Origin of the sequence: Clostridium aciditolerans, assembly GCF_016316925.1 — a bacterium.
GTDB classification, from domain to species: Bacteria; Bacillota; Clostridia; order Clostridiales; family Clostridiaceae; genus Clostridium_AM; species Clostridium_AM aciditolerans.
The window spans coordinates 11,044-32,288 of sequence record NZ_JAEEGB010000049.1 but is presented as its reverse complement, the minus strand read 5'-3'; the positions used below and the strand labels follow the sequence as shown (position 1 = coordinate 32,288).

20 protein-coding genes are annotated in these 21,245 nt (G+C 31.3%); 14 read left to right on the top strand and 6 right to left on the bottom strand.

Going from position 1 to position 21,245, the window contains the following annotated elements:
• Positions 1–25 precede the first annotated feature (25 nt).
• Entirely contained in the window at positions 26–928 is a 903-nt protein-coding gene (locus I6U51_RS23545) for a sensor histidine kinase (RefSeq protein WP_211144994.1), read from the top strand.
• A 345-nt stretch (positions 929–1,273) separates the two neighbouring features.
• On the opposite strand, the gene I6U51_RS23540 is transcribed toward I6U51_RS23545, so the two are convergent.
• Positions 1,274–3,049 carry an oleate hydratase gene (locus tag I6U51_RS23540; protein WP_211144993.1) on the bottom strand — a complete coding sequence of 592 codons (1,776 nt, stop codon included), beginning with the start codon at positions 3,047–3,049 and terminating at the stop codon, positions 1,274–1,276.
• Positions 3,050–3,469: 420 nt separating this feature from the next.
• Between I6U51_RS23540 and I6U51_RS23535 the strand changes: the two genes are divergently transcribed.
• Together I6U51_RS23535 and I6U51_RS23530 are read left to right on the top strand one after the other, a co-directional pair.
• Positions 3,470–3,664 carry a cyclic nucleotide-binding domain-containing protein gene (locus I6U51_RS23535; protein ID WP_211144992.1) on the top strand — a complete coding sequence of 65 codons (195 nt, stop codon included), beginning with the start codon at positions 3,470–3,472 and terminating at the stop codon, positions 3,662–3,664.
• A 119-nt stretch (positions 3,665–3,783) separates the two neighbouring features.
• Positions 3,784–4,947: a MerR family transcriptional regulator gene (locus I6U51_RS23530; protein ID WP_211144991.1), complete on the top strand. Its 1,164-nt coding sequence runs from the start codon at positions 3,784–3,786 to the stop codon at positions 4,945–4,947.
• A gap of 210 nt (positions 4,948–5,157) precedes the next feature.
• Here I6U51_RS23530 and I6U51_RS24935 read toward each other — a convergent pair whose 3' ends face one another.
• Positions 5,158–5,661, bottom strand: a complete 504-nt coding sequence (locus I6U51_RS24935) for a GGDEF domain-containing protein (RefSeq protein WP_281396556.1) — start codon at positions 5,659–5,661, stop codon at positions 5,158–5,160.
• A gap of 16 nt (positions 5,662–5,677) precedes the next feature.
• Here I6U51_RS24935 and I6U51_RS24930 point away from each other — a divergent pair, with 16 nt between their 5' ends.
• From I6U51_RS24930 to I6U51_RS23510, 4 genes are all read left to right on the top strand, one after another.
• On the top strand, positions 5,678–5,818 hold the full coding sequence (locus I6U51_RS24930; RefSeq protein WP_246517653.1) for a hypothetical protein: 141 nt from the start codon (positions 5,678–5,680) through the stop codon (positions 5,816–5,818).
• Positions 5,819–6,749: 931 nt separating this feature from the next.
• Complete coding sequence (locus I6U51_RS23520) at positions 6,750–7,412, top strand: TetR/AcrR family transcriptional regulator (protein ID WP_211144989.1); 663 nt, start codon at positions 6,750–6,752, stop codon at positions 7,410–7,412.
• Positions 7,413–7,426: 14 nt separating this feature from the next.
• The gene (locus I6U51_RS23515) at positions 7,427–8,407 is read left to right on the top strand and encodes an EFR1 family ferrodoxin (protein WP_211144988.1); all 981 of its coding nucleotides are present in this window, start codon (positions 7,427–7,429) and stop codon (positions 8,405–8,407) included.
• Positions 8,408–8,585: 178 nt separating this feature from the next.
• Complete coding sequence (locus I6U51_RS23510) at positions 8,586–8,933, top strand: DUF6483 family protein (protein WP_211144987.1); 348 nt, start codon at positions 8,586–8,588, stop codon at positions 8,931–8,933.
• A gap of 368 nt (positions 8,934–9,301) precedes the next feature.
• On the opposite strand, the gene I6U51_RS23505 is transcribed toward I6U51_RS23510, so the two are convergent.
• Positions 9,302–9,724, bottom strand: coding sequence for a hypothetical protein (locus I6U51_RS23505; protein ID WP_211144986.1), 423 nt, complete (start codon positions 9,722–9,724; stop codon positions 9,302–9,304).
• 90 nt (positions 9,725–9,814) lie between these two features.
• The gene (locus I6U51_RS23500) at positions 9,815–10,123 is read right to left on the bottom strand and encodes a cupin domain-containing protein (protein WP_211144985.1); all 309 of its coding nucleotides are present in this window, start codon (positions 10,121–10,123) and stop codon (positions 9,815–9,817) included.
• A 224-nt stretch (positions 10,124–10,347) separates the two neighbouring features.
• Between I6U51_RS23500 and I6U51_RS23495 the strand changes: the two genes are divergently transcribed.
• The 6 genes from I6U51_RS23495 to I6U51_RS23470 all read left to right on the top strand — a co-directional run bounded on the left by I6U51_RS23495 (position 10,348) and on the right by I6U51_RS23470 (position 17,778).
• Positions 10,348–10,683, top strand: a complete 336-nt coding sequence (locus I6U51_RS23495; RefSeq protein WP_178910614.1) for a winged helix-turn-helix transcriptional regulator — start codon at positions 10,348–10,350, stop codon at positions 10,681–10,683.
• Between the two features lie 201 nt (positions 10,684–10,884).
• A complete protein-coding gene (locus I6U51_RS23490) occupies positions 10,885–11,424 on the top strand; it encodes a histidine phosphatase family protein (RefSeq protein ID WP_211144984.1) in 540 nt (179 codons plus the stop codon).
• Positions 11,425–11,904: 480 nt separating this feature from the next.
• Complete coding sequence (locus I6U51_RS23485; RefSeq protein ID WP_211144983.1) at positions 11,905–12,540, top strand: chloramphenicol acetyltransferase; 636 nt, start codon at positions 11,905–11,907, stop codon at positions 12,538–12,540.
• Positions 12,541–12,758: 218 nt separating this feature from the next.
• On the top strand, positions 12,759–13,988 hold the full coding sequence (locus tag I6U51_RS23480; protein ID WP_211144982.1) for an efflux RND transporter periplasmic adaptor subunit: 1,230 nt from the start codon (positions 12,759–12,761) through the stop codon (positions 13,986–13,988).
• Entirely contained in the window at positions 13,985–17,077 is a 3,093-nt protein-coding gene (locus tag I6U51_RS23475; protein WP_211144981.1) for an efflux RND transporter permease subunit, read from the top strand. Before I6U51_RS23480 ends, I6U51_RS23475 begins: the two co-directional genes overlap by 4 nt.
• An 83-nt stretch (positions 17,078–17,160) precedes the next feature.
• Complete coding sequence (locus tag I6U51_RS23470; protein ID WP_211144980.1) at positions 17,161–17,778, top strand: TetR/AcrR family transcriptional regulator; 618 nt, start codon at positions 17,161–17,163, stop codon at positions 17,776–17,778.
• Between the two features lie 112 nt (positions 17,779–17,890).
• Here the strand turns inward: I6U51_RS23470 and I6U51_RS25385 are convergent, their stop codons facing one another.
• The gene (locus I6U51_RS25385; protein ID WP_343069863.1) at positions 17,891–17,971 is read right to left on the bottom strand and encodes an AraC family transcriptional regulator; all 81 of its coding nucleotides are present in this window, start codon (positions 17,969–17,971) and stop codon (positions 17,891–17,893) included.
• A gap of 539 nt (positions 17,972–18,510) precedes the next feature.
• Here I6U51_RS25385 and I6U51_RS23460 point away from each other — a divergent pair.
• Positions 18,511–18,864, top strand: a complete 354-nt coding sequence (locus I6U51_RS23460; protein WP_211144979.1) for an acylphosphatase — start codon at positions 18,511–18,513, stop codon at positions 18,862–18,864.
• A 649-nt stretch (positions 18,865–19,513) separates the two neighbouring features.
• Here the strand turns inward: I6U51_RS23460 and I6U51_RS23455 are convergent.
• Entirely contained in the window at positions 19,514–20,932 is a 1,419-nt protein-coding gene (locus I6U51_RS23455) for an aminotransferase-like domain-containing protein (protein WP_211144978.1), read from the bottom strand.
• Positions 20,933–21,245: the final 313 nt, after the last annotated feature.

Here is a 21,245-nt window from a genome sequence, read left to right as displayed (position 1 = left end):
TTTTAAAGTGGAAAGGGTGAGTAAAATGAATTGGATTATAATAAGTTTAGCAGCTTCTTCTATCCTTTTGCTCACCTATTTAATTTTTGTTAAGAAGGAAATCAAAAATATTACAAATCAATTAAATAATTATAATAGTTTAAAGTCGGGTAAGAAATTGGATGTTAAACTCTTTGATAAGGATATTGAAAAACTAGCTAGCAGCATAAATAAACATATTGATATAAATATTGAAAATGTGGCAAAGCAAAAGCAGGCAGAAGACGAAATTAAAAGATCCATAGCAAATATATCCCATGATTTACGTACGCCACTAACTTCAGTGGTGGGATATATACAAATGATAAAATCAAAAAAATTATCAGAAGAAAAGGAAAGTGAATACATAGATATAGCACTTAACAGAGCTAAATCACTGAAAACTTTGATAAGTGATTTTTTTCAATTGTCTGTTATAGAATCTCCAGAGTATGAACTTAAAATTGAACCTGTAAATTTAAATAACATATTATGTGAAGTTATCACTTCTTTTTATGAGGATTTTGTGCATAGAAATATAACACCAGAAATAAATTTGCCTGAGAAAAGTTTAATCGCGATAGGAAATGAATCAGCTGTAAAACGTGTAATAGAAAATTTAATTATAAATATAATAAAACATACTGAAGGGGAAGTTTCAATTACTCTAAAAGAAGAGAAAAGTGAAGCAGTTATAATTACTAAAAACACAGTTGAAAATCTTACAAGTAATGATGTGGATTTAATATTTAATAGATTTCACAAAGTGGATAACTCTAGAACTAATAGCAATAATACGGGATTGGGGTTATCTATTGCTAAAAGTCTTATGGAAAAGATGAATGCAGTAATTTATGCCAAGCTTCATGAAAATACATTACATATATTTTGTAAATGGAAAATTAAGTAATTAACATAACTATTATAGCATTAAAGATATTGCAATATTATCTAAAAGCTATTTGAAGGATTATCCTGTTTTTCTATGGGAAAGCAAAGAAAACAGGTTTAAAGGAAAAGGGTATATACAAAGGTTTAGCTAAAAGTATAAATGAAACATCTGAGCTCATTATAGATAAAAATAATAAAATTAAGCTTCGTAATAATGCTATTGAAAATTCTCTAAGACTAAGGGAGTAACTGTAACTTTAAGAATTCCGGTAAAAGTCAGTGTTGTTGAAAAAATATAAATATTTATTTACAAGTCAATAAAAAAAAGAACCAACGAGATGCTTCCGTTGTTCTCCTTTTCATCTTAAATGAGCTTATATCTTTCCAAAAGTTCTTCAATAATAGTTCCGGAAATCTTTTTAAGTGCTCTCTTTTCCACCAAATTCGCAATAAAAGGAAGTTTGATATCTGTCAGCTTTTTACCATCCAGCATCTTTGAGGTAGCGTCAAACAATGCTCTTACATCATAACAGGAGGCGAATACTTCTGGAACCCCACGGTCAACATCAAGTAGTGTGTAAACTGCTTCCATTGCTGTCCTAACCGAATATTCAGTTGTAAATACTGTATCACGAACAGTATCAGCAAACTGTCCGATAAATGCAAAGTTAACGCAGCCATCTGGAATAACCTTCGGGCGGTCTCCTTTGCTTCTAGGCATAAAAAAGGCGGTGATGTAGGGCATCATGCACGGAATACAGTGAGCACCGGTTTTCGCCATCTCAGGAATTTCGGCTTCGGGTACACCCATATGGTAGAGCCATTCCTCTACGATTTCCGTCCCAGTGCATTCCTTCATCGGTTTCTTGATAAAATCTCCAGGGACATCTGTATAAAGCCCGTAAATCCAACCTACAAGCTGATTCTTGGGCTGCTCTTTAAAGTGAGGCTGACGGTTAAATGTATAACTCATGAGCCAACTGGAATCCTTCACGGTAATGATCCCACCCGTGACAACCTTGCTAGAAAATGGGTCACGCTTACACATTTTCTCAATATATTTCGGAATTCTGCTGTCTAATGTGGTGACGGTAGCGGATTCCCAATTGGTTGCCTTTATATTGGTACAAAATTTTTCTGGATGCCCAAACGCTGAGTCCTGTTTTGCGATGTTTTTCCAAAGATGCCAGCAGCCGCCCTCGCCTGGGTTAGTATCTATCACTGGCGCGTGATCATCGTCGCCGAACGTGGAATTTTCCGTACAACTTCCATTTGTGACAAATACCAGATCATCTTCAGTCAAATCAATAGCTTTTTCCTTGCCGTCATGTGTGCAGATAATCTCTTCTGCCACTTTTTTGCTACCCTTAATGTCAAAGATAACGTTGGTGACCTGTGTGTTATACTGGAAGTTTACATTGTGTGCTTCTAGATATTTCATCATCGGCAGGATCAGCGATTCATATTGATTATATTTGGTGAATTTAAGTGCCGAGAAATCAGGTAATCCACCGATGTGATGAATAAATCGCTGAATATACAGCTTCATCTCAAGGGCACTGTGCCATTTTTCAAAGGCGAACATCGTCTGCCAGTAAAGCCAAAAATTCGAAGAATAGAATTCATTATCAAAAACATCATCAATTGTCTTGTCGTATAAATCTTCATCCTTTGTCATAAACAGTTTTATGATTTCTAGCGAAGCTTTTTCCGAAAGTGTGAATTTTTTGTCGGTATGCGCATCCTCTCCCCGGTTCACTGAAGCACGCATAAGTGAGTAGTTAGGATCATGCTTATTAAGCCAATAGAATTCATCAAGCACCGATACACCCTCAGTTTCAATAGAAGGAATTGAACGGAATAAATCCCATAAGCATTCAAAGTGATTCTCCATCTCTCGTCCGCCGCGGATAATAAACCCTTTTTGTGTATCTTTGATACCATCACAGGCTCCACCAGAAATACCCGTTTCCTCAAGGATGTGAATATGATCCCCCTTCATCTGTCCGTCCCTGATGAGAAAACAAGCTGCTGCCAACGAAGCAAGTCCGCTTCCGACAAGATAAGCCGATTTCTTATCAACATCCTTTGGCTTTTCTGGACGAGCAAATGCTTCATAGTTACCGTTTGAATAGTACATAGATGAAACCTCCAAAAATTATTTTACGGTTATAGTATAAACAACTTTTAAACCAATAATTCTCACCACTCCTACAACATCTTTTTTATCAATTGACCAGAATGTTGAAGTTATAACATCTTCTTTCTGAATAAGTATTCAATTTTTTAGTGGCAGTATAGATGCCGAAAATTATATTTTAAAATTGCTATCTACACTTAATGAAGAATATAAAAGAAATCTCTTAATATCAATGATTATGATATAATGGAAGAAAAATTAATGGAGAAATCTAAAATCAAAGTATACCAGGTAAAATCGTGGATATTATAAAGAAAGCAAAAGATGTTATGAAGCAATTTTTAAATTTATGAAACAAGTTTTTTACAATGGAATAATAAAAAGGATGGGATAAAGATGAATCATCATTTGCTGCGATTTATGGAAAAAAAGACTTCTCTCAGTAGAGATAAAGTTTTGGAAATTATGAAGGATATGGTTGTTGAGACTTATAGTAAGGGGACTATACTTCTCCGACAAGGAGAAGTTTCAGATTTTAATTTCATTATGCTTAGGATTATGAAAGGAGAACTAAATCCGGAGGGAGGAGGTTCTCTTTTTTATGTAAAGTGTTGACCCTAACACCACGTCATAGTGTAATATAAAAATATAGCTTGAATATATTAAAAAAACTCATAGCCGGCTGAGTATTATATAATATTGATAGCTGTAAAATCAAACTTTGAGGTGTAGCAATGAGAACAGTAAAACAAGTTTCCGATTTGACAGGAATAAGTGTGCGCGCACTACATTACTATGATGAAATAGGATTATTAAAACCAAGTGAAATTACAGAGGCAGGATATAGACTTTATGATGATGAAGCCCTTAAAACTCTGCAGCAAATTTTATTTTTCAAAGAGCTTGATATACCTTTAAAAGATGTTAAAGAGATAATGCTTAGTCCATATTTTGATAAAATGCAAGCACTAAAAAATCAGAAAAAGCTGCTTATTTTAAAAAGAAAAAGATTGAATGGTTTAATAGAGCTTATAAATAAAACATTAAAAGGAGAAAGCACCATGAATTTTAAAGAATTTGATATGAGTGAATATTATAATGTATTGGAAGAGGTTAAAAAAGAGCATGAGGATCTTATAATTAAAAGTTGGGGTAGTATAGATAAATATAATGAATTTATTGAAAAATGTAAATCTAAGAAAGATGAAATTGCTAAAAGCGCTATAAAGCAGTATGGAAGTATTGAGAAATATGCTAAAGCTATAAAGAAAAATTTTAATAGTGATATATTTACTAGAGAAGAAAAATTTGATGAGTTTAAAAAAGATTGCTTGGAAGATAAGCATCCTAAATTAAAAGAACTATATGAAAAGCTTGTATCTGACTTAAGTAAAGATCCTTCTTCAGAGGAGATTCAACAAATTGCTGAAGAAATAACAAATACAGCTAAAAAAGATTATGAAATTTTTAAAATTGATAATGGAGATGATTATTGGTACTCTATGGTACAAATTTATTTACTTTGGCCTGAATGGATAAAAGCAGTTGATAATAAATATGGAAATGGTGCGTCTAAATTTATCGGAAAAGCTTTAAAAAATTATTTGAGAGATAAGCAGCCTAAAATAAATACATTATATGAAAAGCTTACATCTGACTTAAGTAAGGATCCTTCTTCAAAAGAGATTCAACAAATTGTTGAGGAAATTGCAGATATAACTAAAAAGAGTCATGAATCTTTAAAAGTGGATGTGGGAGATAACTGTTGGGGATATATGGCTAATTCTTATTTATCAAACTCTGCGTATATAAAAGTAATGAATAAGCAATATGGAAATGGTGCATCTAAATTTATCGGAGAAGCCCTAAAATTTTATTCTGAAAATAGTAAGTCGTGAATTAAAAACTATGAAGGATTTGACATACAGAACCAAAGTTACAAGTATTAACTTAGATATTCAATTTAGAATACTTGCTTATGTTTAGAAAACAAGCGAATGGATTATGACCTTCCAAGAGATCCAATCTCTCTGTCACCACCAATAAAAAAGGTATCAGTGCTTTTGCTGAAACCTTTTTTATGAGAAAAAATGAACTAAAACCAACTTTTATTTACTTACACAGTTTCGACCTTTTTTCTTAGCTCTATACAGGGCTTTGTCAGCTCCTTTCATTACATCGTTATGATACTTATATTTACTGTTTTTCTCACATACTCCCATGCTTATAGTAACAAATAATTGGCTTGAATTTCCACCTTTTGATTTTGATCTTTGAGCTTTTGATGATTTTCTGGTGTATCCTGATTTTGATACTTGGTCACGTAAGTTTTCCAAATGTGGTATTACGTCATTTATAGATTTACCTGGAAACAGAATTGTAAATTCTTCCCCACCATAACGAAAGGCTTTCCCACCACCTGTGACCTGCACTAAATTAGAAGCTACCAATTTTAAAACATCATCTCCAATATCATGTCCGTACTTATCATTGAATTTTTTGAAAAAATCAATATCTACCATCGCAATAACATATTTATTTCCTAGTTTCATCAAGTCCTCCCTAAGGGCGCGGCGGGAGGGGATTCCCGTAAGTTCATCAAGATATGCCATGGAGTAGGAGTCCTCAATGATGATGATAATTAACATTAAACCGGAGGCACTTAGAAATATAGAAAAAGATATTTTATCATTAATGAAAAAGAGTGCTGTGAAAACAGAAATAATAACACCAACTAATCGTACTTCAAAGACACTATTCTTCACATAGGCTTTTATCATAAAAAATATCAGCGTTAAAAAGAATATTAGCAAAGCTGTTTGATTCATAATAGTTTTCTCTAAAGGGAGGTTTATGAATTTATAATTCAATACCTTTTGTATTGACGAATTATTGGATATAGCAATTTTATATATAACAAACAGCTCGATTAGTATGAGGGAAATACGTATTTTTCCCCATAAAGAGAATATGCCTCTTTCCTTTAAGTGCGAGAAAGTAACGATATTAAGAGGTATAAGCAAGCACATCACTGGATAAAGGACCTGAGAATAAGTTATGATGTTTATTGACAATTTTGAATAATAGTTTAAAAACAATTGAAATAGGATAAGCAGTAGAATTATCAGGAAAACCCTCCCTCGATTAAATCGAATGCTTAAGGTGATGCCTAACCCAAATATAACATATGAAGAATACTTAATAACAAGTACAGCAGGAGGTGTGAATGAAGGGATTTTTTTGATCAAAAAATAACACCCCAAAAGAATAAAAATATAAGTAATATGTGAGAAGACTGTTTTAAAAGTAATTTTCACTTAAGTTGGACCTCCTTTAATTATGCGCATATATTATACTTATGTGTAGTTTAAGAAGCTAATTTGTCGATAAAGGCTATATAATAAATTTCGGCTATTCAAATAGAATCTTTAACTTTGGAAATTATAGAAGAGTGATGTTAATTAAATAAAATTTATATTTGTAATAAGATATAAAAAAGTCTACGGTATACTCGTTACAGTGAACCTTATCACAAATAACATAGACTTATAAGATATTAATAGTTTTAAGCATAGATAAAAAAGAATGTGGCAGAGTTTTAAGTATTTCCACATTGTTTTTTTATTACAAATATTGTATAATTATTTTAATATGACTGGTCAAAATAAAATAATTACTAAGGTAAATTAGGAGAGAACGCATGCCTAAAGTAGGAATGGAACCAATAAGAAGAAGTCAAATTATTAACTCAACATTAGAGTGTATCTGTATTGAGGGTATTGAAAAAATGTCATTAGATATGGTGGCAAAGGAGGCTAAATGTTCTAAAGGAGTTATAAGCTATTATTATAAAAGTAAGGATAATCTAATTCTAGAATCCTTTAGGGCATTTTTAAACTACTATAAGATAAAGATTGACAGTGAAATAAGGAAGAATATGACACCTTATGAAATGCTGAGGGTAGTACAAGAAAATGCGCTTCCGAAATATTATAATATGAATAATGAACCTGAGCCCAAATTAAATGTTTCAGAACTTGATGGAGTGAAATTAATGAATATCCCACCGGCAAAGAAGGCTAAGTTGTTTGTAAATTTCTTTTCAAGAGCAATGATAGATACAAATTTGCAAGAGGCTTTACAGGAAGTGTATAAGGAAGATTACAGTGGCATTTCATCAATTATTTCCCATGGAACTAAGGCTGAAATTTTTAAAGAAACAGATATAAATAAATCTGCTTATGCAATAATGGCATTGTATATAGGTATAAGCATGTTGAGGGTAGTTGGTTTTAAACCGGAGCAGATTAATGATGATATCGATGTGTTTTGGAATGTAATGAATAGTATGTTTGTTAAATAATGCAAGGGGGATTAATGATGTGTAAATATCTCATTCATTATTTTTCAGGTACGGGAAATACCTATCATATGGTTAAAACAATAGAAAGGGAATTAAGTAATAGAGGAAATGAAGTGGATTTATTAAATATTGAGAAATACAAAGATATAAAATTAGTTAACTATAACTTGCACATATTCTGCTTCCCGGTTTATGGCTTTGGGACTCCTTCAATTATGCTAAGATATATTTCAAGTCTTAAAGCTGAAGTGGGATGTAATGCAGCTATTGTGTGCACTTCTGCAGGAGCCGAAGGACAATCCTTAAATCATTGCAAGTACTTGTTGAATAAGAAGGGGTTTAAGGTGTTTCTTACAGATATGGTGGTTTATACTTACAATTGGACTCAAATCTTAAATCCGCAAAGTAAGGAAATAGAGGAACGGGTATTTAAAGATGCAGAGGCTAATGTAATAGAGATAACAAAAAAAATAATTAATAATGAAACTTACATTAAGAAAACAAATATTATAATTCTAATATTGTCATGGCCTATTTTTATTATATTTCATAATTTAGCACGAAGAATTTTAGGTAAAACATTTATAACAGATGATACTTGCATTAGCTGTGACAAGTGCAAAGATATCTGTCCTGCAAAAGTAATATATATGTATAACGGAAAACCAAGGTGGAAGAGTAACTGTGAAAGCTGTCAAAGATGTATTAATATATGTCCAAAAGCATCGATTCAATTGTCAATAATAAAGTTGGCTATTTTTGTAACTTTAGAATTAGTACCAATTTTAATAATAATGGATATAAATAATTATATATATCACTTACCAATAATAGTAAATATGATTCTATATTGTATAATGTTTGTGGCAAATACTATTATAGCAAATATCTTAATTTCTATAATGGAAAAGGTAGGTTTATTTAAAAAAATATTTAATATTAGCTACACTAAAAAATATAGAAGGAATATAGCAAAAGGTTTTAATATTAAATGAAAAAATTAATCTAACGTAAATATATTTTTTATTAAGAACTCATTATGAAGCTGCAGTATGAGTTAATGACATTTGAACATAAAACTTGTATATTACAGACAAAGAATATTTATTTTATTGTAAATGCATGTAATAATGATGTATAAATAATAAATATTATCAAGTAAAAGGAGGGCTTATGAATATCGAAAAACTTATCGAAGCAATGGGAGAAGGAGTTGGAAAACTTGTTTTTCATAAAAAAGATGGGTGTAGCAAGAAGATTAGTATTGAACAAATGAGTCCTACAGATATATTCAAAGTAGTTTTCAATAGATTATTTAATGAAAAAAAGTACAATGAAGCAGAAAATTTAATTTTTGATGAATTAAAAGAGAATTATTCACCTGAAATATATGAGGTTGCACTTGAATTTTATAATTCATTACTTGATAAGAGTGATGAAGAGCTAAATAAAAGCAATTTTCCAAGAGAAGAAATTTATCAAGGATTAAATTCTATACAAAAGTTTAAAGATAAAGAATAGTTTAACTGAATTATTTTCATATAAAGTGTTTAAATTAGTTTAATGTGGCTATAATCTAATATGTGAGTATATTTTGATTCCCCCAAAATATAGAGGCTGGTAGCATGGCTATCAGTCTTTTTGTTATGTAATACTTTATGTAGAATTAACTGCGGTGAACCGAACTATAAAGGATGTAGACTCTTTACCACATGTATTGTAAAATACAAAACTTAGGGAAGAAATATAAACCAATTGCCATAGTAAAGATTAAAAAATAGGACTTACCGTAACTAAAGTAAGTCCCTGTTATATCTTTCAATAATAATGCAAGTGAATATAATAAAAAAATAATTAATGCTGATATTGAACAAACTCCCATAAGCTAATTATTTCTTATTCATTAAGATTAAACCTATAATACTTACGCAAATTCCTAGGCCATTTGTAAAAGTTATTTTAGTATTATAAACAAAAATGCCAAATACAATTAACAAGATTGTCGAAATTATGCTAACATAAATAGGAGCAATGGCTATATTCCATCCACTTCTATAGACATATAAATATCCTATTTCTAATCCAAATGCAGATAACCCTAATACATAACTTGCCCAATTTAGATGTTTTAAAGAATTTGAAATGCCTAAATTTGTTGGAAATGAAATTAATGCCAATACAGAGAATATTATTGCGGTAATATATGTGATTATCATGGATATAAACGGATTTATTGATTGATTAATAGATTTTTGGCTGATATTATATACTGCAGTTGCTAAAATTGTGATTATCATGGATATATAGTACATATAATACATCCTTTCTTATATATTTTGACATAGTAATCATTAGAATAAAAGCCCCTGATTCTTTTACTCTAATGATTATAGATATTACAGTTATTTTACAATAGTGTTTTTTACTTGTAGAATAACTAATTTTTTATCTCCATTGTTTGTAAATCCGTGGCTTTCCTCATTTGGAGATAGGATTACATCATTCTCTTTAATTGAAATATCTTTGCCATCTATAGTTATTATTCCGTCACCACTAACTACATAGAATATTTCATCTAAATTTGAATGTTTATGAGGAGTCATTGTTTCGCCTGGTTCATAGAATAAAATACCTGAGTCCATTGTACCTTCTGTAAACAGTGCTTTCCTTTTGGTCTTTTCTGTAATAGTGTTAACATTTAATATTTCCATGATTATGCATCTCCTTAATTTATAATACTTATTCAAATTAATTGTTAAAGTTATTATTTATGGTAAGACTACATTTTATTTTTTTATAAAAAATTTCCTCCTATGTTTTTCTGATTTACAATATTATAATATAATCGTTATTAACTTTTTACAAGAAGGCACTATTTCGTAATGCCCTAACTAAACAGTTAGTATCAATTTATATATGATGGGAGAGAATGCAGATGACATGTAGTAAGTTATGTCCAATTGAAGAGACTGTTAAACTTATTGGTCACAAGTGGAAAGTTCTTATTTTAAGAAATTTACATGACAATGGAACACAAAGATTTAGTGAACTTGAGAATGGAATTAATGGGATAAGTCAAAAAATGTTAACACAGCAGCTTCGACAAATGGAAGCTGATGGATTGATTATTAGAAAAGTATATCCTGAAGTTCCGCCTAAGGTTGAATATTCTCTTTCAGAACTAGGAAGGAGTTTAAAACCAGTATTAGATTCCATGAATATTTGGGGGGAAAATTATATTAAAGCTAATAAACACCTTTATAAGGATTAATGGAGAAATATTATCGTAACTCTTACCCTAATAATACAGGTAAGAGTATTTTATTTTTTGGTAGGTAATGAAATGATAGAAATAGCATTTAAAAAAGAATTGGATAAGGCAAAATCAATCTTGTGAATTATAGGTTACAATTCTGGCGAATATCATATAATGTTAGTAATCTCAAAAAATTCATGTGGAGGGAGAAATTAATTGAACAGATCGTTACTGGATTTACTTAGAAAGGGCGGGTATATACTATATGCTAGGCATGGAGAAGCAACAGTAGGAATAGATCAACCTAATTTAAATTTTTGGAACTGTTTTACCCAAAGAAATCTTTCTGAATTGGGTAGAAGACAAGCGGTTTACTATGGACAAATTCTTCGTAATTTACGAATTCCTATTAGTTATCCCATTATAGCTAGCCCTTTTTGTAGAACTATAGAAACGGCACAATTGGCTTTTGGAAGTGCAAATGTTCAAATTGATCCATTTTTGTTTGAAATTTATAGGTTGGATGAGAACTTGTCAAGTGCAGAACAAAAAAGAATATTAGACTCTCTTGATTCAAGGCTAGAAATCAAACCGCCTCAAGGAAGTAATAAGATTATCATTGCTCACAGTTTTCCAAAAGGGATTAGTTTGGGTCAAATCCCTAACATGGGAACAGTTATTGTTAAGCCGCTGGGAGAGGGACATGGTTATGAAATCATTGATAAGTTATCTTTATCAGATCTAGCGAAGTTGTAAGAAAATGAATTGTAAGCCATTTAAGTTTTTATATTAATTGACAAATGAGCCATGAGATACTTAAAAAAATATCTTATGGCTATACTTATTTTACATAAATAATATTTCCCTTTGTTATTTATGAACTATTCTTTAGACTAGATGGCATAAACAGAGTTCTTGGCATCAGATGGAGTTTGTCTGCGACCACTGGGCAATTCTGCCCGTTAAATGCCATTTAGGCATTTAACCTCCAACTGATGCTTATTAACAGGCTTCTTAGTGTCTTTAGCACTTAGAAGGCGTTATCCTTTAGGGGAAATCGTTATCCAGGGGCGTAGCCGCTCTTTACTCCCACTTTGAGAAAAGCAGAGAGCCCAAATCTCCGATTTGGTGCGAATCGCTTTCACAGAGTGCAAGCAGAGAACCAAAATCTATGATTTTGTGTAAATCGCTTTCACAGAGTGCGGGGGAATATTAGATCGGGTAGTCATCGGATAAATGAAGTTTATAAACATAGAAAATTGGAAGAGAAAAGACCACTACAATTATTTTAAGCAACTTGATTACCCGCATTTTAATATTTGTGGAAATCTTGATATTACAAATTTTTATAAGCATATCAAAGAAAATGAACTGCCATTTTTTATATCTGTTTTATATGCTTCTACAAAGACAGCAAATAGCATAAAAGAATTTAGATTTAGGATAAGAGAAGATAATGTAATTGAGCATGAAACTGTAAATCCATCTTTTACTGTAATAACTGAAGGGGAGGTATTTAGTTTTTGTACATCAAACTTTATGGAGAAATTTAAGGATTTTAAAAATAATACGTTAAAGGAAATTGAAATGGTAAAAAACAACATAAGCATAGAGGATGAACCAGGGCGTGACTACTTGTTGTATATTACCAGCATTCCTTGGGTTTCATTTACTAACATCATTTACCCAATCCAGATGAATCCTGTTGATAGCATACCAAGAATATCATGGGGTAAATACTTTGAAGAAGGTGATAAAATTAAGTTACCAATATCTGTACAGGCACATCATGCTTTGGTTGACGGAATACATGTTGGACAGTTCTTTAATGGCTTCCAAGAAATTTTAGATAATCCTTTGAAGTATCTATAAACTCAATGCTAATTTTTATATATTACGAATATATAGTGACCGTATTAGAGAAATCTAATACGGTTTCTTAGTTTAAAACAGTTCTAGACGAAATTTGTTACACTGATTTTTTTATTTCCATATATTGAACAAATATTAATTGAATGCTACAATAGAGACAGACTGGTCGGTCTGTTGAGTGGTTGTTCTAATTTATAAAATTCTAAGGAGGGACATTAATGACTTATAAGAAGGTATGTTCAATTGTATTACTAACAGTTATGCTTACAACGCTAACTGCCTGTGGTAAATCAACAAATACTTCATCTGAATTAAAAGAAGTAAAAGTACAAAAAGTTAAGAAGGAAAATGTAAGTAACCTATCTCAACTATCGGGAACATTGCAGCCCTTGCAGGAAGCAACTGTTTCTTTTGAGGTATCAGGTAGAATAAATTCTTTAAATGTACAAGAAGGTACTACTGTAAATGTAGATGATATTTTAGCATCAGTAGACAGTAAGGATTATGAATTACAGGTACAACAAGCTCAAGCAAATGTAGATAAAGCACAAGCAGTGCTTAGTCAAACTGTTAAAGGGGCTAGAGCTCAACAATTAGCAGAAGCTAACTTAAAGTTACAACAATCAGAAACAGATTATAATCAAGCTGTAACTGATTTTAAAAGAAGTGAAAGTTTATATAAATCAGGATATATATCACAGAGTGATTATGAAAAGTCTCAAAATAGCTTAAGCTCTGCTGAGAGAAATAGAGATACTGTTAAGCAGGCATATTCTCTTACTGCTGAAGGTGCCACAGAAGAGGAAAAGCAGCAGGCAAATTCTGCTTATGCACAGACTCTTTCTATAAAAGGACAGGCTGAATTAGCACTTTCAAAAACTTCTCTTAAGTCACCGATAAAAGGGGTTATTATATCAAAATATATATATCAAGGACAATTAGTATCTGCAGGAACTGCAGCATATAAAATAGGAGACATAGATAAACTTAAAGTTACACTGCCTGTACCAGATTATGAGATTTCATCATGGAAGACAGGGGATAAAGTATCCTTAAATTTATATAACGAATCAATGGATGGACAGGTAACAAATATATTTTCAGCTACCAATGAAAGTACAGGCAGCATAAATGTAGAGGTTACAATAGATAATGCAAAACACAACTGGCGTCCTGGGCAAGTAGTTACCTGTGACCATAAGACTGACAATGGGGATGCTATTTTTGTTCCCAAAGAAGCAGTCATAAGCAGTGGAAGTTCAACTCCTTATGTTTTTCTTTTAAAAGATAATAAAGCAGTAAAAACTGATGTTAAAATTGGTGAATTAAAAAATAATAAGTTAGAAATTACATCAGGTATAAATGAAGCTGAAAGCATAATTATTGAAGGAGCAGACAGGTTATCTAATGGTGACAAAGTAAAGGCGCTGGAGAGTGATAACAAGTGATTGAATTTATAGTAAGAAAAAAGAAAATAACCATACTATTTTTTATAATAGCTGTCATTGGTGGAATATATGGTTTTATTACCTTACCTAGACAAGAAAATCCGGATACTACTAGCTATACTGCAGTGGTAACAACAGTACTGCCAGGAGGAACTCCGGAAAAAGTAGAACAAACTGTAACGAAAAAGATAGAAGAAAGAATAAAGGAAATACAGGGATTAAAGTCAATTACCTCGGAGTCTAGAGATAGTGTATCTATTATTACTGTAGAAGTAAATAAAAAACAAAAGCCTAAGGAAAAATGGGATGAGCTTAGAAAAAAAGTACAGGATGCAGAGCCGGATTTACCAGACAATGCAAAAAAGCCACAGGTAAATGATGATTTATTAAAGACTTTTATACAAACTTTAAACATTACAGCAAACTCTTTAGAGGATTTATATAATATAAGAACAGATATTAACAACTGGAAGGATCAGCTTAGAACAATTCCAGGAGTGTCTGATGTTACAGTAGTAGGATTGCCTGAAAAGCAGGTAAAAGTGGATTTGGATACGCAAAAGTTATACAACTATGGCTTAACCTGGAAACAAGTAACGGCAGCAATTAAGGGAGATAGGGATAAAACACCATTAGGTAATTTAGATAACGAAAATCATAGATATCAATTGATATTAAGTGAATCCTATAATTCTGAAAACTTAAACAATATAATTGTTTCAACCACCAAAGAAGGAAACCCTATTTATTTGAAGGATATAGGAAAAGCCTATATGTCTAATGAAAAAGTCGATCATTATGTATATCATAATGGTAAGCCTGCTGTAAATATATCTATTAATGCTGAAGTTGGAACAGATGTACCTTCAGCACAAAAAAGAGTTACCGAAAAGATAGAAACTTTTAAAAAATCTCTACCAAAAGGGATTAAATTTGAGAATATATATTCTACTGATGAAAGGTTAGATGATATGTTCACAAGTTTACTTCATGAAACAATTACGGCTATTGCTTCAGTTTTAATTGTATGTTCTTTAGGATTAAGTTTTAATACTTCACTTATGATTGCGCTGGCAATACCTATATCCATGTCAGTAAGTTTAATGTTAGCTCCAATCTTTGGTGTTACCTTTAATCAAATTACTGTATATGCATTAATTGTAGTACTCGGAATTCTAGTGGATGATGCTGTAGTTGTAAATGATAATATAGATAGACATATTACTGTTTTAGGAGAATCTGTGGATGAAGCATCAATAAATGGACCAAAAGAAGTTTTTATATCTATTTTAACGGCAACGCTAGCAACCATTGCTTCATTTCTGCCTATAGCTTTTTTGCCCGGTAATACAGGAGAATTTGCTCGTCCACTACCAGTTATTGTTTGTATAGCTATGATAGCGTCAATGGTTATGGCTCTTACTATTATACCTGTTTTTCGTATATGGCAGGGTAAAAGAGTAGGAAAAAAAGAAAGTCTTAGTAAGCCAGCGGGACTTTTAGGGAAACAAATTAATAAAATTACAAATTGGTATACTAATAAGTTTATGGCTAGAATACTGGATAATCCTTTAAAAGCGGTTGCAGTATCAACCTTAATTACACTGTGTGCTTATATTCTAGCAGCATTCATACCAATACAGCTTTTTCCAAAAGCAGATAGAGCAGAAATGCTTATAAATATAAATAATCAGCCTGGAAGTAGTATACAAGATACAAAAGCTATTGTGGGAGGTGTATCTAAATGGGTGAGCTCACAACCCAATGTAAAATTGGTATCAGCTTATGCAGGAGGACCAGCCACATCCATGTTTTTAACAAATGAAAATATTAAGGATAGTGAGCAATCTGGACAAGTTTTTGTGAAAATTGATGAAACAAAAATGAAAACTTCTGATATCATCGATAAGTGGAATAGTGACTTAAAAAAACTCTATCCTCAAGCAGAGGTTGTACCAAGAGAAGTACTAATGGGATTTCCAGTAGGTAAGCCAGTAGTAATAAGGGTTTATGGACAAGACATAAATAAGCTTCGTAGTCTATCGGGGCAAGTAAAAAGTAAAGTTAAAAACATTGGGGGAACTTCTAATGTAAAAGATAATATCGGTATTGATAATTACAGCTATAAAATAGAAATAAATAAACCTTTAATGGATAAAGTGCAGGTTAACTATTCAGATATTACAAGTACTATTCGTTTGGTAAATGACGGCATAACTATAGATAAATTTGATGACAAAAATGATGTATCAGACATAGTATTATATGCAAATAAATCAAAGGAAGACCCTATGGTTAGTTTTGAACGTTTAAGTGTTCCAAATGCACAAGGTCAACAGATACCTTTAAAGCAACTGGCTAAAATTACGCCTTCTTTCTCAATTAATTCCGTACCTCGTCGTAACTTAACTCGATACGTTGAAATATCTGCTGATGTGGATGGTAGAACAGCAGCTGCTGTTATGAAAGATGTTAAAAAAGCAGTTGGCACTATTAATTTCCCAGAAGGTTTCAGCTGGGAGCCAGGTGGAGAAACTGTTGAGTCTGTAGATATTTTTATGGATTTAATAAAACTTTTGGTAATAGCAGCAGTGTTAATTTTAACGGTTATAATACTACAATTTTACTCATTTACTGCTCCGATAATAGTTACCAGTACCTTCTTTTTAGCTTTTGGAGGTAGCATAATTGGATTATTTGTTACAGGAAAGCAGCTCGGGTTTATGGCTATTTTAGGTGCCATTGCACTAATAGGGATTGTTGCAAGAAATGGAATAGTACTTATAGAATTTATTGAAGATGAACGAAAAAAAGGTGTTGAGCTTAAACAGGCAGTTATTAATGCTGGAGGAGCGAGATTTAGGCCCGTTGTTTTAACTGCACTAACAGCAATTGCAGGGCTTATACCAATGTCCATAGCTGGAGAAGTACTTTTCAAGCCTATGGGAATAGTTATTATTTTTGGTTTGATGTATTCTACAATACTAACTTTAGTTGTAGTTCCATCTTTCTATACTATTGTTGCTGAACTTAAGATGAAATTTAAAAAGTCAAAATTTAAAGCAGACAACCTAGAGCAAAATGGTTAGGTAAAGTAAGTATCATTAATTTGCCTTTTACGTCTTATAATTGTATTATTATATTAGTAATTTAGCATAGTGAGGGAAAAATTATGGATACTAAGGATAGAATTTTAAGAACAGCTCTTAAGCTATTTATTGAGAGAGGTTTTGTAGAAGTTTCTGTAAATGACTTGATAAAAGAAGTAGGGATAGCCAAAGGTGGCTTTTATCATCATTTTAAAAGTAAGGATGAACTTATAGGTGAAATAATAGAAAAGTTTATAATTCCGTACCTTGATGAATTAATAAGGAGTGTTGATAAGAGTGTAGGGTCTCCAACAAAAAGGCTACAAAATCTTTTTAAGGTACCTACTGATATAGAAAAAAATCTAAGAACAGATTTGGATGTGAATAAGTTTAATAATAGAGCTTTAATTATTCTAATTGTAGAAGCCATAAAAAAGTACGAAGTTATGACAAACTATGTGATTCAATTTTCAAATGAATTGCTGATGAAAGTAGAAGCTGTTATCGAAGAAGGAAAAAGCCTTGGAGAATTTTCAAGTAACAGTGATTCTAAATCCACAGCTTGGTATGTTATCTCAGTAATACAGGGGGCTATAGCACTTTGGATTATGAATCCTGAAATTGATATCCAAATGTTATTTGAAAATAATTATAAATGTGTGTGGCAAAGTATTAGTAAAAGTGGTAAATATAATAAATAGTAAGTAAATGCAAAGAAATAAATCTTTGCATTTTTCTTTAATATGGTGTTTTATATGGAAGGAATAATATTGATATAGTTAAAAAAAATATATATTCAAGAAGGCACTTAGGCTATTTTACACTATGTTTATTTCTATATTCAGAAGGTGTACAATTTATATATTTTTTAAATACTTTTCTAAAATAACTTATTCCATTAAATATTCAAAAGGTATTACTCTTAAAATCCTCTTAAAACTACGACAGCATTCACTTTTACTTATATTTGTCCCCATTGCAATAAAGTAATAAGTATTGGTTATAATATTTAATGTCATAAATAGAAAAGTGAATAATTTACTTTAACACTGCATTATTCAAATCTGAATTCTGCGGTGTTTTTGTGTCGCATTTCAAAAATATAATGTATTTATCATAAGTTTATAATAGATATACTTTCTAAATATAAAGCGACGTAACTATTGAATTTGAAAATGCGAACGATGTTCCTTGAAAATTGAATAATGTGGTGTTAAATAATGAAATCCTATCTTTTTACTATGAGGAATGTAATGAATTTAATTGAATTATATGCTATAATTACCAACAGTTAATTCATAATCATAGAATTATGTGAAATTGAAAGGAGTTAAATTATGAATTATATAATATATTGATTAGTAGAGATGAGGATACAATATAAGGTATTTTAAGCAATAGAATGTCAATCTGCAAAAGGAGTACGCTGAAGAATGAACGTTTTTAAGAAATTAAGAGACTGTTATGTAATTAGTCATGCAAACAATATTAAGTTTCCTAAATTTAATTCAAGCAGTATAATCAGAAAGAGAGTTACTTTTTCTGGAAGAGTACAAAAAGTAGGATTTCGCTTGGAAATATATTGTATTGCTGAAAGAATGAAATTAACGGGATGGGTGAAAAACTTAGAAGATGGAAGTGTGGAAGCAGAATTACAAGGAGAAGAATTGCAAATTTATTTTCTAGTCAATTGCATGCAAGCATTGAAACGGGCATCTGTAAAGAAAATGGCTATGATTGATGTGCCTATTAGTGAGGGTGAGGAAAGGTTTAAGATAGTAAGATAAAGTTCATATAGTCTCTAGTGTTCAAATTTGATAACGCAATATTAAGTAGTAAACTTAACTAAATTCTTGAGTATCTAATCTACTAGCTTACTTAACAAGCCTTACTTTCAGCGTTGGTAGTTTACAGTATTCATCTTTAACATAAAAACTAAAAAATGAACGATTTGTAAGAACATCATATTACTCAGAATGAATTTTCGGTGTTTTTTACCTCTTAAAACCATCTAAATATGCCACTAAAAAAATAAAGTAAAAGAGATTGTATCCTAAAAAGATATAGGCCCTTTTACTATAATAAAATCCCTAGAAGTTTTAGAAAGCCCACTACAACGGGCTTTCTTTTATTGTAAAGCTAACAAGTCCTACACTCTCGTTTAAAAGAATGTAGGACTATTTATTGCTATAATAAAATCCCAATGTGGAATAGAGGATATTTATGTAGATATAGTTTATACAGTTATAGAATAATTATTACAGAACTTATATAAATTAAATATGTTATGAGAAATAAAGACAGTGCCTATATTATTCAAGAAACCATGCTAACTCTCCTATCTAGCATGGTTTTTTACATTTGGCTACTCGCTCTAATACTTCACGTACTCTGTGAAAGCCACTTGGAATATCTGTCTATCTGTAAGTATGCTTTTTATATTATTAGTGGATTTATACTTTTTTCATCATTTGATTCAGATAAGATATTTTTTAATATACATAATCCTTTTTCCAATTCACTAGAATCAGCAGAAGACGAGAGCGATACACGTAAAAATTGTTGTCCCTCATAATTCCCAACTAAAAAGCGATCGGAATGATAAATATGAATTCCCTGTACTAAAGCGTTTTTCTCAAATTGATTTGCATTAAACTTTTGCTTCAATGGAAGCCAATGAAAAAAGCTTACAGGATTTTCATTTGGATTTTCTATTTTAAAATACTTTTTATAAATTTGATTCCGTTCCTTTGCAATTGATATTTTATCTTCAACTATTTTGTCTGCCATTCCAGTATTGATCATTTCAGTGATAACCTCTGCGTTTAGTGCAGAAGTTTTTATATTTATGCTATATATTCCTCGGGTTATATTTGCGGAATATTTTTCAGGATATACTATAAAGGCTACTCGTATTCCTGAACATAAAGATTTTGAAATGCTGTGGATATAAATGGATTGCTCAGGTACAAAAGAAGTAATAGGAAGATAACTTTGTGGGGCAAGAAAATAATAAATGTCATCTTCTATTAAGATAAGATTATTCTTTTTTATAACTTCTGCAAGTTCCTGTCTGCGCTCCATATTCATCAAAATCCCTGTAGGGTTATCACAAGAAGGCATAAGATATACACCTTGTATGTTATTTAGTTTGCATTGAGCATCCAATTCCTCCGGTTTCATTCCTAAAAGGTCTCCCTTTACTGGAACTAATTGAATGTTTAGCATATTTGCCAGTCCAATAAAATTAGGATAGGTGTACATATCAACTGCAATTTTATCTCCTGAGTGAAAAAGAGAAATTAAGGTGACTGCAAGGGAGTTTTGAGCACCAGACGTAATCGCAATATTTTCAATATTTGCGTCTATATTATATTTTTGCAACCACTTTTTAGCAGAGAGCTTATGATATGGAGTACCTAACGGGTGACCATAGTCTAATAACTTTTCTATATATCCTTTTGATAAGATATTTTTTACTGTCTCTGCTACAATAGAGTTGGTTTGGTCAAAAGGTTTTATAATGCCCATTTCTATGTAGCTATTCTCTGTTCTGCTATCTGTTATTGAGATTGCTGCACCTGCATTTGGTGAAACAAAAGTTCCTTTTCCTGTTGTAGCATAAATTAATCCTTTTAATTCACATATTTTAAATGCCCTTGTTATAGTACTAAGATTAATATCTAAATAATCCGCCAGCTCTCGTTGAGGTGGCAATTTTGTGTTTGGGGCAAGATAGCCATTTATAATATCGTATTCTAATAAATTTGCAATTGAAAGATATAGTGGTGTTGTAAGTTGGGTTTTATCAGGTTGCCATGTCATTGGATAACCATCAAAAGAATTTACTGGCATATGGACCTCCTAATGTTTCTCTAGAGTCCGTAAAGATTATTAATCTTTACGTTTCCTAAAATTGTATTACGTACAATTATAACATTGAAGTCATACAGCTACAATAATATAATTTGATTAATATATGTATTATATGCAAATATTTCAAATACTATGTACCCTCAAATATCTATATAGAGAAACAAACTAGAAAATTGACTTATACAGAGGGATATGTTTCCAAAGCTGAAGTAGATTTAAAAACTTTGTGCCAGTCTTAGTGAAGGGTTTTAAGAGAACCTTAGAACTTTAGAGCTGTTTGAGCATAGCGAGT